The organism is Candidatus Bandiella numerosa (assembly GCF_029981845.1).
Classification (GTDB): Bacteria; Pseudomonadota; Alphaproteobacteria; order Rickettsiales; family Midichloriaceae; genus Aquirickettsia; species Aquirickettsia numerosa.
The window spans coordinates 667904-683866 of record NZ_CP104164.1; the positions used below are offsets into that span (position 1 = coordinate 667904).

The window sequence follows — 15963 nt, forward strand, 5'->3', positions numbered from 1 at the left end:
AATCACAAGTCCTTTAAGTACTGATTATACAAAAAAACTTTATATTTACCATATAATTCGCTATTTTAGAGATTATTAATCTAGTGAATATGTAAGTCTTAAAAATTATGAAATGTCCTTTTTGTGAATTTTTGAATACTCAAGTGAAGGATTCGCGATCATCAGATGATAATTCTAGCATCAAGCGTAGAAGAATTTGTAATAATTGTGGGGCGAAATTTATTACGTATGAAATGCTGGAGGTACGAGAAATAATGGTAATTAAAAGAAGTGGTTCAAAAAGACCATTTGATATACAAAAATTACTAAGATCATTAGAGATAGCAACTAGAAAAAGGAATATAGAAAATGAGCTTTTGAATAAAATTGCTTCAAGTATAGTAAAAAAGCTCCAAAAATTTGGAGAAGGAGAAGTTGAATCTAAAATTATAGGTGAGTTAGTGATGAATGAGCTGATTAAGGTTGACCAAGTTGCATATGTTAGATATGCATCAGTATATATGGATTTTAAGGAAGTTCAGGATTTTAAAGGATTAATACAAACATTAGATCATAAAATTAGTGATAAAGAAAGCAACTAATAATAAAACAATTATCATTTCTGCAGGTGGTACTGGTGGACATGTGTTCCCGGCACAAGCTGTTGCTGAAAAATTACAAAAAGAGGGTTATAAGCTACATCTGGTATGTGATGAAAGGGCTTTGAAATATTGTGATGGAGTATTTGGTGATATCGAAAAAACGGTTATTTTCTCAACATCTCCAAGGCAAAATTTGAGTAATAGGGTATTAAATTTATCGCTTTTGCTTATCAGTACATTAAAAATAATGTGCAAATTTTGTTTTAAAAGGCCGAAAGTAATAATTTCATTCGGTGGATATCCAGCTTTTCCAGCATCGTTATGCGCAATAATTTTTGGTATACCTCTTTTTTTACATGAACAAAATTCGGTTCTTGGACAAATTAATAGAATTTTTTTACCATTTGCGGATAAATTGTTAATCTCATTTCCGGATACAAAGAAAATTAAAGATAAATATAGAAAAAAAGTTATCCTAACAGGGCTACCAATTAGGGAGAATTTGATAAAAGTTTTGCCAGAGTACAATATTAAGGCAAAGAGAAAAATAACAAATTTAAGGATATTGGTAATAGGTGGTAGTCAGGGAGCAAAGCTTTTTAGTGATGTAGTGCCAGAAGCAATTTTAAATTTAGAAAAATCTTTGCAAAGTAGGGTGCATATTACCCATCAAGTTAGAAAAGAGTATTTAGACGATACAGTGAATATTTATTCCAAAACAAATTGCAAATCTAATGTTAAAGTTTTTTTCGATAATATCGAGGAATTATATAATAAGCATGATTTAATTATTTCAAGAGCAGGCGCATCATCCGTTGTTGAGGTGTTATTATTTCAAAAAGCAGCAATATTGATTCCGTTTGCCAAAGCAAAAGATAATCATCAATTATATAATGCTAAATACCTTAGTGAAAATTCAAAAGTCATTATGAAAGAGGAGGGCCAATTTTCAGCACAGTGGCTAGCTTCGTATATCAAAGACTGTTTAGAAAATCCTGAGAGCATATATGAGATGGAGAAATCTTATAAAAATCAACTGAGAGAGCTTCATATTAATTCTGTTAACAAGTTTTTTAACGAGATATAAGCTATTATACCAATCCCCTTTTTTAATTTATCCAAACACTTAGTTCGGAGCTCGGTTTTACGCATGTACTAATGTACATTTGCGCAGCCTCGTCCCTCTAAGTAGTTGTCTAATTTAATCTGGGACTTGGTATAATAAGCACTATATCGCTATTTTAAAATCACAGCCAACAATAAAAATATTTAAACCTTAGTATAAATATAACGCTTCATATGGTATTATGAGCGCGAAGAATAATTAACAATTTTTATTATGACAGTATCTGAAAAGGAAAAGAAAGAGTTTATACGATTAGATTATAAGGGAAAACACGCATTATTATTTGAAAATCTTAAGCTTTTAAAGGGCGCTATTGATTCAAATTCTAGAAAAGCTTATATTTCTGATTTAGAAGAGCTCATTAAATTTGAAATCGAAAACGGTATTGATCCAAATTATGCACTTGGCAATAGTGTAACTCCAATGATTTTTGCAGCTAGTATTGGGAATGTCGCTATAATGAAAAAATTGATTGAAAAAGGAGGAAATGTAAACTGTTTCATACCTCAATCAAAAAATACACCTTTACTCCTTGCCTCTAATAAAGGGCATTTTGAGATGGTGAAATTGTTAATTGAAAATGGAGCTAATATAGATTTCCAACAGAAAGATGAGTATACAGCATTATATATAGCTGCAAATAATAATGAAGAAAAAATAGTTAAATATCTTATAGAAAAAGGAGCGAATTACCACATAAGAGATTATCAAGGATTAACTGCTAAAGATCGAGCAGAGGGCGGTAGTTATAGCATAATAAATAGTGCAATAAAATCTAAAGAATTAGAGTTAGAATATGTTGCTTATGAAAATTTTATAAATCTAAAAGATAAGCAAAAATTACTAGGTGGGCAGTATAAGGGTGAGATTGGAGAATTAAATGGTGAAACATTCGTAATAAAGCCAATGATAGCGGAGGAGTATTTTGCCACTAGACTGCTTAATCATTTAAACCCAGAATTATTTCAAAATTTAGTACTTGTCGTGCAAGATAATGCTAATTCTAGTAAATTAAACAAGGTTAATACCATTTTAACCGCTAATAAATTTATTAAATCTTTTGTACCGATGACGAGAATTGATACTTATGGTGACAGCCCGGAAGAAATGTATCTGTACATAACTCTTATCGCTAATTATGGAATCAACATGGGCCTGGGTGATGATTTAAGTTATGATAATTATGGATATGTAATAGATAACTATGGAAAGAAAAAGGCATTTGTACTGGATCATGAATTAGCATTTAATAGACTTGGTGAGTCGTATTATGGCCTTAGCAATATACTTTATCCTATAGATCATAAATCTGCTATTATTGAGGATAAGATGTGGAAAGATACAATATCTAAAAAAGAACTATCATTTATCAGTAAATTTACAAAGCATTGTAGTAAAATATTTAGTAATTGTAAAAGTGCTAAAATAACTTCCGCAATAAAAAAAATGCATTCAGAGGTGCTAAGTAGGGAAGTGGAGTTGCATGCTTTTTTCGACATGAAATCAATTAAGGATATAATTCAGAAAGATGAAGATGCTTCATACCCAAGGATTCATTATCATTCTTACGAAGATGTGGTGAAATTTACCGAAACCTTGTCAGAAATCGTAGATATGTTTGATTCTGCAAAAGTAGATTTGTAATATATACTTTGTGTTGCTAAATAGTTTAAAGTTTGTAGAATTGCTTAAAATAATGATTTAAAGTTTTAATGACATCAGTAAATTATTCAATAAAGCAAAATGGATTAACTGTTGCAACAGATACGGCAAGTGATTTTGAATCTATAACTGTTAGTGTGCTAGTGAAAAATGGCAGTAGAAACGAGAATCAACAGAATAATGGGATTTCTCATTTCTTAGAACATATGGCTTTTAAAGGTACATCAACAAGAACGGCGAGAGATATTGCTGAGGAATTTGATATGATAGGTGGATATTTTAATGCTTATACATCAAGAACTTCGACCGTTTATTATGCAAAAGTGCTTAAAGATGATTTGGAAAAGGCAACTGATATTCTTACTGATATCATTTTAAATTCCACTTTTGCTAAAGAAGAGTTGGAGAAGGAGAGGGAGGTGATTCTTCAAGAGTTATGTATGACAAGAGATACTCCAGATGATATAGTTTTTGATTATTTTCAAGAGACTGCCTTTAAAGACCAACCACTAGGTCGTTCAATTTTAGGGACAGAAGAGTTTATAAAAAAATTAAGTAGAGAGGAGTTGTGTGATTATTTTAAAAATCAATACTCTACTAAAAATACAATCATATCCGCTGCTGGAAATTTTGATGCAGATAAGTTCAATGATATGGTAGATGATAGATTCAAAAATTTTCAAACTAAAAGCGTTTCAAAATACGAAAAGGCAAATTATTCAGGGGGAGAATTGCGCGTTAGTAAGGATCTAGAACAAAATCAATTTTTAATGGGATTTGAGGGTCTGTCATATTTAGATGAGAATTTTTACGATTTGCAAATTTTAGCGATTATTCTTGGTGGTGGTATGTCATCGAGATTGTTTCAAGAGATTCGTGAAAAAAGGGGATTAGTATATAATATTTCAGCATTTTCAAGTAGCTATAGTGATTGTGGAATATTTGGAATACATTCTGCCCTTGATTCAAAAAATATAAATTTGCTCATAGATTTGATTATACAGGAATTATTGAGTGTTACTGAAAAAATAGATGATATGGAAATTGAGCGTGCCAAGGCGCAGGTAAGATCAAATTTACTTATGTCAATGGAAAGTACAACATCTAGAGCAAAAAAGCTATGTAACAACTTTGCAATGTTTGGTAGGTATATTAGTAATGATGAGATACTAAAAAAAGTAAATGATGTGTCTGTTGGGTCATTAAAAAAAATAGCCAGGCAAATATTATCAAACAATAATATTACTATCACTACGCTTGGAAATGTTGCAAATATTTGTAGTTATAATAAGATTATAGATAAGTTAAAATTATAAAATTGAGTCATGCCAAAGTCTGTTAAGTTAGTTAAATCAGGTGATAATCAACAGTTGCAGATAGAGAATATTGATAGTCAGAACCCTGGTGAGGGACAGATATTGGTTAAAAACATAGTAGCTGGAATTAATGATGATGATATTTTTGTCAATGTTCCAGGGGATAAACAATTTATTGTTCCAGGTTACAGTGCAAGTGGAGATGTACTACAAGTTGGGGCAAATGTAACAGGTTTTAGACCTGGGGATTCTGTTGTCTATTTTACTAGAAATATGGGGAGTTACCAAGAAAATGCAATTGTTAATGCAGAAAATTTTGTAGCAGTTCCTGAAGAAATTTATCAAAAAACAGCTGGAGCGACGTATTTTGCTGGAATGATGGCGCATTCTCTTTTAAAAAGGGTCTATATAATCGGTTCAAAGTCAATAGTTTTAATACATAATATATCTTCTGGTATTGGCTATATATTAGCTCAGTGGGCAAATGATTTAGGAGCTATTGTCATTGGTAGTGTTGATAGTGATAACAAAAAAGCTTTTGCATTAGAACATGGTTGCAGAACAGTGGTTAATTATCAATCAGAAAACTGGCAACAAGAAATCATGGAGTTTACTAAAGGGTATGGTGTAAACATTATCTATGATTCGTTAGGTGGTATAGTCCATGATAAAAACATTGCATGTATGACTAAAATGGGAATTTTAGTTTATTATGGTGCAAGGTTAAATCAGATGGTTAATATTGATATCAATAAGCTTTCTGCCAAATCTTTGTATATTACATTCCCATCAATTTTTGATTATAAAAGCAATAAGATGGAAAGGGTACTATGTGCGGATGAAGTCTTTGGGATGATTAAAGCCGGAAGAATTAAAGTTAAAATTTGTGATGAATTTAGTCTAGATAACATAAGTCAAGCTTACGACAAAGTAAAAAGTAATAATTTTATGGGTTCGGCATTAATAAATATTTAACAATTTATTTGAATATAGAGATATTAATGCTGAAATAAATGCTTAATGTACTTGCAACAGTCTTAAATTGTTTGCCGCATTTAATGAGTGATCAAACTAAGTGGCAGCACTTAAACATTAACTATGAAATTCCCAGAACAGAAAGAATATGGATGCAATATGGAGATATAAGGATAAATCTTCATAGAATATTTCCGAGCACAAAAAAGCCTTTTTTTCATCCTCATCCGTGGCCATGTTCTATGATTATATTGGATGGGACATACGAGATGGGCTTAGGATACGGCAGCAAAACACCGCAGGTAATATCTACATGTGTGTTAAGTAAGGGGGCAAGGTATGAGATGACGAGTAAATATGCTTGGCATTATGTCAAGCCTCTAAATGGAGAGCCAGTGTACAGTATAATGGTAAGTGGTTTGCCATGGAAAAACATTGCGCTATCAGAGAGCGGGAGTGCTTCTCATACTTCTTTGAATAGTCATATATTTAATGAGTTATTCCAGATTTTTATCACTTTGTTGTCGAGTAAGGCACCTTCATGACTGAGAGTGCCTCCTCTAAGGCCACAGGTTAATACGCCTATCCGCAACATAGCTGCGAAAAAGACCTATAGCGTATTATACGAATAATAACCCCCTTTTATATTTTTCTTGACTTGAGGGTGTTTCCAAGATGGGTTCGTTAGTAGTAAATATTTAACAATTTGAGTATAGAGATATTAATCTGGATCAGTCATGTTAAATAATATGGTGGTGCAAATAAGGAGGTTAAGGAGTTGGCTGAGAAAGCTTTGGGAGGAATTTACAAAGTTACATGGTGAACATAGTGCTGTTTTTACAACAAAGTTTTTTGTAAATTGACAAAAATAAGGTGTTGTAATAGGATAAAGTATTAATTAACAAAACAAATGATACAAATAATGAACAGTAAAAAAATTATGCTATTGGCGGTTTTCTGTAGTGCGGTGGCGTTGAGTAGTGTAGAGGCATCACAAAATCATAACTCTAATTCACATTCATCCACATACATAACCCCTCCAGGATTTGTGGGACCAGATGCAGGTGGTGAAATGTCTGTTAAAGATCTTCTTGCAACAGCTCAAGATAATGTGAAGATGTACTTAAAGGGATATATAATTAAACGTATTTCGCATGATAAGTATGTGTTTACAGATGGCACAGGAGAAGTGGTTGTGGAAATAGATAATAAAAATATGCCACAAGAACAAATAACGCCGAAAACATTGATTAAACTTTATGGAAAAGTAGACAAAGATTACTTTCCTTCTAAAATAGAAGTAGATGTTAAATCTGTAGAAATACAAAAATAATCTGTGCAAATTATATTTCATGAGCTTTGTTGCCTAAAAAATTGAGAAGTAATTATACTCAGTATTTGTGTAGCAAAGCTTTTAGTATATCTAGTAATGCATAAAGATATATACATCAGTTGCGGCAACTTTAAAAGTCAAATAAAAATGAGGAAAAAATAGGTGATATATCCATTAAATCTTCATATTATCATAAGCAGCAATCACATTTTTAGGTAATATTTTTGATATTTCCTCGTATTCAATTTCATGCCCCATGTGCGTTAGTACTGCTAATTTAGGCTTAACCCTTTCTACTAATAATAAAGATTTTTCAAGATATGAATGTGTTGGAGCATAAGAGTACCTTAAACAATCTACAATCCACACATCTAAATTTTCTAATTTTGCCAAGGATTCTTCCGCTATCTCATTAAAATCTGTAGAATAAGCTATATTGTTCAATCTTATGCCCTGTGATACAATAGAACCATGAACTTGATCAAATGCTACAACATCTATATCACCTATTTTTTGAAGTGGCTCAAGCTTTATTCTTCTAAGTAACGGATAATATAATGGATCAGAAGTTTTGAAAATATAATCATATCTTGCATTTAGGTTGTCAAAAGTATCATTATCGATATATGCATCAATTGGCTGACTGTTTTTACACAACCTCTTCACATCATCTATACCTGCCACGTGGTCAGAATGGTCATGTGTATATATAATTGCGTCAATTTCCCTAATATCATTTTCCAGACACTGCTGTCTCAAATCTGGCGATGTATCTATAAGTATTTTTATTTTTTGTGTTTCGACAAATATGGAAGCTCTTTTTCTTTTATTTTTGATATTATTAGATTTACAGACGAAGCAATCACAATTCAAACTCGGTACTCCATGAGAACTACCACACCCTAAAATAGTAACTTTCATTTTTTTTATTTTACTTTAGCCTTATTGAATAAATTAAAAAAGTTATTTGTTGTTATACCTATAAAATCATCCAAACCTACATCCAATAACTTAGCCATAAATTCTGCAGTATATTTGATGTACGAGGGTTCATTATCTTTCCCTCTCATTGGAACTGGTGCCAAATACGGAGCATCAGTTTCTATCAAAATTCTTTCATGAGGAATCTGTTTGAATGTCTGCTGTATATCTTTTGCATTTTTAAACGTAACAATCCCTGAGGCTGAGATGTATAATCCCATATCTATGCACTCTTTAGCAAGCCAATTACTTGCAGTGAAACAATGAATTACTCCTGAAAATCTCTTTTTCAACATATATTTTTTCAATATTTCAACCGTATCCTTGTCAGCTTCTCTAGTATGTACTATTATAGGCAATAAAGATTCTTGAGATGCTATTATGTGTTCAATAAAACTTTCTTGTTGAATTTTTTCATTGTCCTTTGAGTAATAATAATCCAGCCCAGTCTCACCTATACTGATTAATTTGTCTCTGTTAGTATATTTCAATATTTCTTTTGCTTTAACAACACCTTCTTCAGCTAAATTGAGCGGGTGGTTACCAATGGAACAAAACACACCTTCATTTAAGTTGCTAATACTGTATATACGCTCAAATTCACTTATTTTAGTGCAAATTGTTTGCATAACACCAACACCATTCTTCTTTGCACGCTCAATAACACTTTCTAGATCACTATAAAGCACTTCGAAGTCAAGATGACAATGAGAATCAACTATCATTATCTGTAATAAGCTATTTATCTTTAAAAATTATAAAAGCATCTTCCCAGGAGCCACTAGTAGCTGATTTAGCATATTCCGTAACCCTATTTTCAAAAAAATTAGTATGCTCTGGAGCATTTAGAATTTCATCTAACCAAGAGAGAGGGTTTTTTGGTATTTTATATATACTCTCTAGCCCTAATTGGTTTAATCTTCTATCAGCTACGAATCTTATATAGCTTTTGATGTCATGTGCATCCATTCCTTCAATCGCGCCATCAAATTTAAATGCAAGGTCGATAAAGGCATCTTCGTGATGAACAATATCTCTGCAGGCTTGATACAGAAAATTTTTCAAATCATCATTCCAAATCTCTTTATTCTCATGAATAAAAGTTTTAAATAATTTAATAATTGATAAAGTATGCAGCGTTTCATCCCTAACAGACCATGCAACGATCTGCCCCATCCCTTTCATTTTACCAAATCTTTGAAAATTGAGCAACATCGCAAATGAAGCAAACAACTGAAGCCCTTCTGTAAATGCACCAAAAACCGCAAGAGTCTTTGCTATGTCAGCTTTAGAATTAACATTAAATTGTTGCATATAATCATATTTATCCTTCATCTCTTTGTACTTCATAAATGCCTGATATTCTACCTCAGGTATCCCCAATGTATCCAAGAGGTGCGAATATGCATCAATATGAATTGTTTCCATATTGGAAAAAGCCGAAAGCATCATTTGAATTTCAATTGGTTTGAAAATTTTTGCATAATGTTGCATATAACAATTATTAACTTCTATGTCCGCTTGAGTGAAAAATCTAAATATCTGCGTTAAAAGATGCTTCTCTTGCTCTGTTAACTTCTTTCTCCAATCTTGCACATCATCTGCCATTGGAACCTCTTCAGGAAGCCAGTGTATCTGCTGTTGTTTTTTCCAAGCATCATATGCCCAAGGGTAGTGAAATGGCTTAAAAATAGGTTCTGCATTTAATAAAGACATGACAATTTTTTATAATAATGACTATATGTTTTATAGATTTTTTTTAATGTTTTTACAATTAAATAATTATTTATTTTTGTTACAATTACCTAAAATAAATTGGTATATAATCTACTTAACTTATATATTGCATATAGATTAGTTTATGATACTTTACTAAAAATTTGAAGTTTAGATGGTATAGCAATGTCAAACATTATTATTGGTGTATCAGGTCCTTCTGGCTCAGGGAAAAGTCTGTTTAGTAAGAGTATTTCATGTAATTTTGATCTAAATAACGAAGTAGTAATCATCAGTGAAGATGGTTATTATAAGAATCGCCCCGACTTAACATTTGAGGAAAGAAGCTTACAAAATTATGATCACCCAGACGCATTTGAACATGAATTACTTTTTAAACATCTGCTAGACCTCAAGTCTAAAAAATTCATTAATGTGCCACAATACGATTATGTTAGCCATTTAAGAAAAAAAGAAACAACAAAAATACTACCATGTTCAGTTATTATTTTAGAGGGAATTTTACTCTTGGCTGATGAAAAAATAAGGCAAATTACTGATATAAAAATTTATATGGATTCTCCACTTGATATTTGTTTATCAAGAAGAATATACAGAGATTCAGTTGAAAGAGGAAGAGATATAGAATCTGTAATAACTCAATATAATAATCATGTTAGACCGATGTATTTTAAATTCGTCGAACCCTCCAGAAAACATGCTGATATTATTGTGCCTAAGGGGGGAAAAAACCATATAGCAATTGACGTAATAAAAGCAAAGATAGCTCAATTAATTAACCAAAACAACTGAATCTCATGCAATATTTTCACTGTATATTAACGATTTTTTTAACTCTATTAGTTGCTTTTCTATTAAGTAATGATAGAAAAAACATAAATTATAAAACTGTGGCAATTGGTTTGTTTTTTCAATTACTTTTTGCTGTGACCCTTTTTAAAATTCCTGCTATATCTAATATATTTTTTGGGTTTAACAATATTTTAGAAGCAATTGCAAAATCTACCACCCATGCAACAACATTTGTTTTTGGTGGATTAGCGAATCCACCTGAGCAATCTGGTCTTGGATATATTCTTGCTTTTCAGGGATTTCCAGTTTTAATTACGATTTCTGCACTGAGCTCAGTTTTAACATATTGGAAAATATTACCATTTATCATTAACATATTTTCAATGATCTTTAGAAAAATATTAAACATAGGTGGAACTTTAGGATTTGCTGTATCTGCTAATATATTTTCTGGGATGAGTGAAACTCCATTAGTTATAAACATCTACCTAAAGCGTTTAACCCATAGTGAAATTTTTTCATTAATGGTTTGTGGAACATCAGCTGTCGCAAGCTCAGTTATGGTGCTATACTCAATGATTTTAAAACCAATTGCAGAAAATCCTCTAGGACATATAATCACTTCAGTTTTAATTAGTATACCAGCATCATTGGTTATTTCTAGAATTATAATACCTGAAACCTCAGAGGTTTCTGAAGGCAAAGATTCAAATTATTCACAAGCAAAAAATACATTAGATGCACTTTATACTGGCATTATTGATGGTGGTAAGGTAATCATAACAATTCTTGCAATGCTGATAGGTTTTATTGCATTGATTGATTTGCTTAACCAAATAATTATTGCAATTAATCCTACTGAATATGATATAACAATTCAAAAAGTATTAGGTTGGATTATGTACCCAGTTGCCTGGATTATAGGAATCCCGTCTAATGAAGCAGGCATCGCAGGTTCACTCTTAGGTACAAAATTTATATTAAATGAGATAATTTCATTCCAAGAGTTAGTTAAAATTAGTGCTGAGCTAAGCTTTAGAACAAAAACAATGATGATATATGCATTATGTAGTTTTGCTAATTTAGGAAGTATTGGTGTTATGATTGGGGTTTATGGAACATTAATTCCCGAAAGAAAAAATGAGGTTATTAAATTGTGTTTTAAAGCAATTTTAGCTGGCACATTAGTAAACCTTTCAATTGCAAGTATCATTGGGGCATTGATTTAAATATTTTTACTCTAACGCCAACCATATAGGATTGAGATTGATAATGTTTAAATAAACTATGCCAAAAAATAGACAAAAATAGTCGATACTATCAGCATCAACTTATATTATTTCTTTGATTTTTACTCTAAGCTTATTGCCAAAATATCTCTACTATTTGGTAGCAAGGTTAGCTTTTAGCCTAAAAGTGAGAAAATTCTTTTAAAAATTCAATTTCTTCTTTGGTAGATTCGCGCCTTAATGCTTTATTTCTTCCAGGAAAGCGGCCAAAACGAGCTATCAAATCTTCATGCATTATTGCAAATTTATAGGATTCTTTATCTAAGTTAGTAAACTTATTTACAGAAATTTTCTGATCATCTACATTCTCACTGTGCATAAATGGTATGTACAAAAATTGCTTATGATCTTTATTTGTAAGTTGTTCATCAAGTTTATTTTCTATACTATGGTGAGCCAACTTTAAAGCTTTATAATCTGTTGCAAAAGCTTTAGCTTCTCCCCTAAACATATTTCTTGGAAATTGATCAAAAAGTATAATAAAGGAAAGAATCAATTCTATATCATCTATCTTGCAACTATCCGGCAAAGATAAGGCTTGATTATATGTATCTAGAAATTTATTATTTAACTCCTTATCAAAATTTTCATTTTTTGTATACCAAAAAGGCTTGACCTTATGACTAAACCAAAATGACAAAATATCATTTTTATATTTATAATAATTCTGCATAAAATGTATTCATAAAATTCTAATTTAATTGAAGGTGAAGAAAGTGATTGGCTGAAGCAACCCAATGAGTCAGACCTAAATCGACTCAAAAAGAGAGATAATATACTTGCAAAATCCTATCACATTTTAACCACCTAAACAATATCAATATATTGGATATTGTGAGTATATTTCCGCTATTTTATTACTTTTTATCATAATTTATCCTTTGTCACATGTCCAACCAACTAGGATCACTTCTGTCTACTTGGTGTCCCCTTCGTCTTTTTTCATATTTATTTTTTTCAGATTTTATAATTTTATAATCTTTTATTCAATCTCATAATTCTATTCTCGTTTTAACTTGACGGTGCCGAGATTACTCTCTTTTTTTTATGTACTCTGCTTTTGTTAAACACAAACCTCAAACTGCCGTATGCGACATCGCTTGTACGGTGGTGTGAGAGGGGGGTGTGTAATGCGCCTCTCTACTGGATTGCCCTGGTTTTTTGAGAGGGACATGTCTTAATAAATCCTAAAATATTATCTATAAATCTAATAATCCATCTTGATCACCAATTAGCCCTAAAGAATTCTCAAAAATTAGCTCAACATTTTTAGCAACACTACAAGCTAATTTATGCACTTCTGGAGTAGTATATACCCCTATAGCTATAGTTGCGACCAAAAATCCTATACTTATCTTTTCTATACTAGAATCGGCATTAGTAGGATAGATATTAGGGTAAATTGCTTTATTAACATTATTACTAATTTGTTTGAATAGGAATGAACTAGGGATAGCATAACCTATCCAAGTTGCGGAATAAGCCGTAATATATGCAAATTTAGATATAGTAGCAACACTTGCTTGGTATGGCTTCCATACAATTGGAATTACTTCTCCTTTTACATCAGAAAGCCAGTTCAAAATCCCATAAGCATCTATATTATTACCGAGTATATAATCTACCAAAAATCCTTTTTCTACTACTATTTCTATTTTCTTAGCAGAAGCTTGAGCATAATTTAAAATTATATCTCCTTGTTTTATAAAAGTATATAAACCTATAAACTTTGATAATCTATCGCCTAAAACTTGTTGTCCACCAGCAAATTTACAAGAAATATATTGAGTAGTGTAAAAAGCTGTTAATGGTCCAATGGATATAAATGTTAGATAGGCTGCGTAATTAACTGCACCAGATACACTGCCGACTATAAATCCATAAGCATTACTTAATTGTGTTTTTAAATTAGACATATTAGACATAATGTTTTAGGAATGAGGTTATTTACCATTAACAATTGCTTTAAAATCAGAGCCGGGTCAATCATTTTCTTTGTGTAAGTTAAATTATTTTTGGTCAATCATTTTCCAGGGCAATTGCATGAGATTCTTAATTTGCACATGTAAAATTTCAGTAGACTAAGGCTTTGTTTTGTAACCTATCATACTATCCTGTTTAACAAAAATTAGGCAGCTTTTTTAGAATTTTGCATTCCTGAAGGACACCGTCAAGTTAAAACGAGAATAGAATTATGAGATTGAATAAAAGATTGTAAAATTATGAACTCTGAAAAAAATAAATATGAGAAAAGATTAAGGGTATAAGGTCAAATTTTATTCGGTTAGTAATCATAATTTGTGTACTCTGATTAAGCGCTGACTTATTGATTTTGAGCACCCGTTAAGTTTTTTTATTAAGGGGTTAAATTTCTCTCTTGAAATAATATAGCAGAGCCTTCATGATACGGAATTTGATTTTTGTTATCTGCAATTGCTTGCAAAGAAGGTAAGTTAAATACAGGGTGAATTTTTTTAAGAGTGTTGATGTTATTAACTATTAATTTTGCTAAGTTATAGATCGTTAGTTTATCAGTATTGCTTGAAGAAATAAGTAAAGTAGGGCTACCAAAAGTTTGAGTACCAATCGGACTTCCTAGATATGTCCCACCAGGAATTACCTGTTTAATTATGAAGTCATTAGATGAAGATATATCATTTATTAATTTATCATCAATAGGCACTAATTTTACCTCACAAAAATTAGCAATATCATTGACGTACATATTAGGGATTACACCGTAAATAAATGTTGCATTTACTCTGCCTGAGCATAATGCATTAGTTTTATCTTGGTAATCTATATATTCAATTCCACTTAAATCCTGATATGTCCATTTTTTTTGCTTCAATATTTTTTGTAAAAAAACATATGTAGCGGAATATTTACCACCAACATCAATAATGGTGTTTTTAATGTCATCAATACTTTTGATTTTAGAATTCTTTTTGATTAAAACATTTAAAACTTCAGCATTTAATGCCATAACAAATCTGTAATTTTTGGCTAAGCTGTCTTTATCTTTGTTATTTTGAATTTCGTCAAATACAAGGCTAGCTGGGGCAATTGCAAAATCAACATCACCTTTATTTAATTTATCAATGCTTTGTAAGCTTCCTAAAGTTGATTTAATTACGCAGTTAAAGCCTGTGATATGTTGATTGTAGTTTACTAAACTACAAATTACCTGTCCTATGCTATTATTTGAATGACTTGTAGCAATTGTTATTGTTTTTGGGTTAAAAAATTCCTTCTTTTTAACTTTTTTATCGGTAGTAATTTTTACCTGACTAGTATCGTCTTTGGAATTTAAATTTTTATCTTCAAAAGGATTTTGGGGCTTTTCAATTGCAAAAACTGTATCTGTATTGATAAGCATAATGCACAGTAAGATGAAAAGCGGTTTAATTTCGATCTTAATCATCAGATAAATGTTAAATTGCTTAAGGAATATTGCACGATTTTAAATTTTAAATCAACTACAATATTTTTTCCTTGATAATTTTGATTATTTGGGCATTTACATCTGCTATTTTTTTATTACCGTCAATGATGAATACTCTATCATTGTTTTCGTGTGCAATTTTTAAGTATCCAGATCGGATTATTTTGTAAAAATCTTTTGGTTTTGTGTCATAAATATTATTATTAACTCTTTTTGTGCACATTCTCTTTTCAATTTCATCTTCAGGAATATCGATTAAAAAAGTTAAATCTGGTTCAAATGCACCTATAATTAGTTCCTTAATAGTTTTTAAAATATTAGCATCTAGACCTTTGTAATAACCTTGGTAGCATATGGATGAATCGTAAAATCTGTCCGATAAAACATAATATCCCTGTTGAAGTTTTTTCTTTATTAAGTTGTCAACGTGGTCCTTTCTAGCGGCAGAGACTAATAGATATTCAGTCAGTGGGTCTTTAATTTCTTTGAATGACAATATTAGTTCTCTGATTTTTTCTGCGAGCTCTGTTCCACCTGGCTCCCTAGTTAAAAACACCTTGTGATTATTTATTTTAAAATGTTCTTTGAGTAGTTGTATTTGTGTTGATTTTCCACAGAAGTCACATCCTTCAAATGTTATGAATTTCATTTCTAAATTAAAATATTTATTTTTGTAAAATATAACTTGTGCTCAAAGAATCAAGTAGTTACTATAAATTATGTGAT

The 15963-nt window shown here is 31.0% G+C and carries 17 protein-coding genes; 10 read left to right on the forward strand and 7 right to left on the reverse strand.

Translation table 11 applies throughout. The features are described from left to right. Positions 1-107 precede the first annotated feature (107 nt). The 8 genes from nrdR (at position 108) to N3Z17_RS03270 (ending at position 6993) form a co-directional block, all read left to right on the forward strand. Complete coding sequence (gene nrdR / locus N3Z17_RS03235) at positions 108-581, forward strand: transcriptional regulator NrdR (protein WP_282472569.1); 474 nt, start codon at positions 108-110, stop codon at positions 579-581. Next, positions 562-1668 (forward strand): undecaprenyldiphospho-muramoylpentapeptide beta-N-acetylglucosaminyltransferase, encoded by a 1107-nt coding sequence (murG, locus tag N3Z17_RS03240; RefSeq protein ID WP_282472570.1) that lies wholly within the window; start codon positions 562-564, stop codon positions 1666-1668. Before nrdR ends, murG begins: the two co-directional genes overlap by 20 nt. Positions 1669-1920: 252 nt before the next feature. Then, entirely contained in the window at positions 1921-3351 is a 1431-nt protein-coding gene (locus tag N3Z17_RS03245; protein ID WP_282472571.1) for an ankyrin repeat domain-containing protein, read from the forward strand. 68 nt (positions 3352-3419) lie between these two features. Continuing rightward, positions 3420-4685 (forward strand): M16 family metallopeptidase, encoded by a 1266-nt coding sequence (locus N3Z17_RS03250; RefSeq protein WP_282472572.1) that lies wholly within the window; start codon positions 3420-3422, stop codon positions 4683-4685. 9 nt (positions 4686-4694) lie between these two features. Continuing rightward, entirely contained in the window at positions 4695-5660 is a 966-nt protein-coding gene (locus N3Z17_RS03255; RefSeq protein WP_282472573.1) for a zinc-binding dehydrogenase, read from the forward strand. Positions 5661-5743: 83 nt separating this feature from the next. Then, the gene (locus N3Z17_RS03260; RefSeq protein WP_282472574.1) at positions 5744-6205 is read left to right on the forward strand and encodes a hypothetical protein; all 462 of its coding nucleotides are present in this window, start codon (positions 5744-5746) and stop codon (positions 6203-6205) included. A 192-nt stretch (positions 6206-6397) separates the two neighbouring features. After that, on the forward strand, positions 6398-6523 hold the full coding sequence (locus N3Z17_RS03265) for a hypothetical protein (protein ID WP_282472575.1): 126 nt from the start codon (positions 6398-6400) through the stop codon (positions 6521-6523). 47 nt (positions 6524-6570) lie between these two features. Continuing rightward, complete coding sequence (locus N3Z17_RS03270; RefSeq protein ID WP_282472576.1) at positions 6571-6993, forward strand: YgiW/YdeI family stress tolerance OB fold protein; 423 nt, start codon at positions 6571-6573, stop codon at positions 6991-6993. Positions 6994-7167: 174 nt separating this feature from the next. On the opposite strand, the gene N3Z17_RS03275 is transcribed toward N3Z17_RS03270, so the two are convergent. From N3Z17_RS03275 to N3Z17_RS03285, 3 genes are read right to left on the reverse strand one after another with little or no spacing between them, the layout of a single operon-like run. Continuing rightward, positions 7168-7914, reverse strand: a complete 747-nt coding sequence (locus N3Z17_RS03275) for an MBL fold metallo-hydrolase (protein WP_282472577.1) — start codon at positions 7912-7914, stop codon at positions 7168-7170. A gap of 5 nt (positions 7915-7919) precedes the next feature. After that, entirely contained in the window at positions 7920-8699 is a 780-nt protein-coding gene (locus tag N3Z17_RS03280; protein WP_282472578.1) for a TatD family hydrolase, read from the reverse strand. Between the two features lie 13 nt (positions 8700-8712). After that, the gene (locus N3Z17_RS03285; RefSeq protein ID WP_282472579.1) at positions 8713-9690 is read right to left on the reverse strand and encodes a ribonucleotide-diphosphate reductase subunit beta; all 978 of its coding nucleotides are present in this window, start codon (positions 9688-9690) and stop codon (positions 8713-8715) included. A 186-nt stretch (positions 9691-9876) separates the two neighbouring features. Between N3Z17_RS03285 and udk the strand changes: the two genes are divergently transcribed. Both udk and N3Z17_RS03295 read left to right on the forward strand, forming a co-directional pair. Beyond that, positions 9877-10503, forward strand: a complete 627-nt coding sequence (gene udk, locus N3Z17_RS03290; protein WP_282472580.1) for a uridine kinase — start codon at positions 9877-9879, stop codon at positions 10501-10503. A 5-nt stretch (positions 10504-10508) separates the two neighbouring features. Then, complete coding sequence (locus N3Z17_RS03295) at positions 10509-11732, forward strand: NupC/NupG family nucleoside CNT transporter (RefSeq protein ID WP_282472581.1); 1224 nt, start codon at positions 10509-10511, stop codon at positions 11730-11732. Positions 11733-11913: 181 nt separating this feature from the next. Here the strand turns inward: N3Z17_RS03295 and N3Z17_RS03300 are convergent, their stop codons facing one another. From N3Z17_RS03300 to tmk, 4 genes are all read right to left on the reverse strand, one after another. Continuing rightward, complete coding sequence (locus N3Z17_RS03300) at positions 11914-12465, reverse strand: DUF924 family protein (protein ID WP_282472582.1); 552 nt, start codon at positions 12463-12465, stop codon at positions 11914-11916. Between the two features lie 526 nt (positions 12466-12991). Beyond that, positions 12992-13708 (reverse strand): hypothetical protein, encoded by a 717-nt coding sequence (locus N3Z17_RS03305; protein ID WP_282472583.1) that lies wholly within the window; start codon positions 13706-13708, stop codon positions 12992-12994. A 440-nt stretch (positions 13709-14148) separates the two neighbouring features. Beyond that, positions 14149-15171, reverse strand: a complete 1023-nt coding sequence (locus tag N3Z17_RS03310) for a TAXI family TRAP transporter solute-binding subunit (protein WP_282472584.1) — start codon at positions 15169-15171, stop codon at positions 14149-14151. A gap of 100 nt (positions 15172-15271) precedes the next feature. Further along, positions 15272-15886 (reverse strand): dTMP kinase, encoded by a 615-nt coding sequence (gene tmk / locus N3Z17_RS03315; RefSeq protein ID WP_282472585.1) that lies wholly within the window; start codon positions 15884-15886, stop codon positions 15272-15274. Positions 15887-15963: the final 77 nt, after the last annotated feature.

Excerpts from the sequence above, each read along its gene's own strand:
- nrdR (WP_282472569.1), top strand. The coding sequence starts at position 108 with ATGAAATGTCCTTTTTGTGAATTTTTGAATACTCAAGTGAAGGATTCG.
- N3Z17_RS03245 (WP_282472571.1), top strand. The coding sequence starts at position 1,921 with ATGACAGTATCTGAAAAGGAAAAGAAAGAGTTTATACGATTAGATTAT.
- N3Z17_RS03250 (WP_282472572.1), top strand. The coding sequence starts at position 3,420 with ATGACATCAGTAAATTATTCAATAAAGCAAAATGGATTAACTGTTGCA.
- N3Z17_RS03255 (WP_282472573.1), top strand. The coding sequence starts at position 4,695 with ATGCCAAAGTCTGTTAAGTTAGTTAAATCAGGTGATAATCAACAGTTG.
- N3Z17_RS03260 (WP_282472574.1), top strand. The coding sequence starts at position 5,744 with ATGAGTGATCAAACTAAGTGGCAGCACTTAAACATTAACTATGAAATT.
- N3Z17_RS03265 (WP_282472575.1), top strand. The coding sequence starts at position 6,398 with ATGTTAAATAATATGGTGGTGCAAATAAGGAGGTTAAGGAGTTGGCTG.
- N3Z17_RS03270 (WP_282472576.1), top strand. The coding sequence starts at position 6,571 with ATGATACAAATAATGAACAGTAAAAAAATTATGCTATTGGCGGTTTTC.
- N3Z17_RS03275 (WP_282472577.1), bottom strand. The coding sequence starts at position 7,914 with ATGAAAGTTACTATTTTAGGGTGTGGTAGTTCTCATGGAGTACCGAGT.
- N3Z17_RS03280 (WP_282472578.1), bottom strand. The coding sequence starts at position 8,699 with ATGATAGTTGATTCTCATTGTCATCTTGACTTCGAAGTGCTTTATAGT.
- N3Z17_RS03285 (WP_282472579.1), bottom strand. The coding sequence starts at position 9,690 with ATGTCTTTATTAAATGCAGAACCTATTTTTAAGCCATTTCACTACCCT.
- udk (WP_282472580.1), top strand. The coding sequence starts at position 9,877 with ATGTCAAACATTATTATTGGTGTATCAGGTCCTTCTGGCTCAGGGAAA.
- N3Z17_RS03295 (WP_282472581.1), top strand. The coding sequence starts at position 10,509 with ATGCAATATTTTCACTGTATATTAACGATTTTTTTAACTCTATTAGTT.
- N3Z17_RS03300 (WP_282472582.1), bottom strand. The coding sequence starts at position 12,465 with ATGCAGAATTATTATAAATATAAAAATGATATTTTGTCATTTTGGTTT.
- N3Z17_RS03305 (WP_282472583.1), bottom strand. The coding sequence starts at position 13,708 with ATGTCTAATTTAAAAACACAATTAAGTAATGCTTATGGATTTATAGTC.
- N3Z17_RS03310 (WP_282472584.1), bottom strand. The coding sequence starts at position 15,171 with ATGCTTATCAATACAGATACAGTTTTTGCAATTGAAAAGCCCCAAAAT.
- tmk (WP_282472585.1), bottom strand. The coding sequence starts at position 15,886 with ATGAAATTCATAACATTTGAAGGATGTGACTTCTGTGGAAAATCAACA.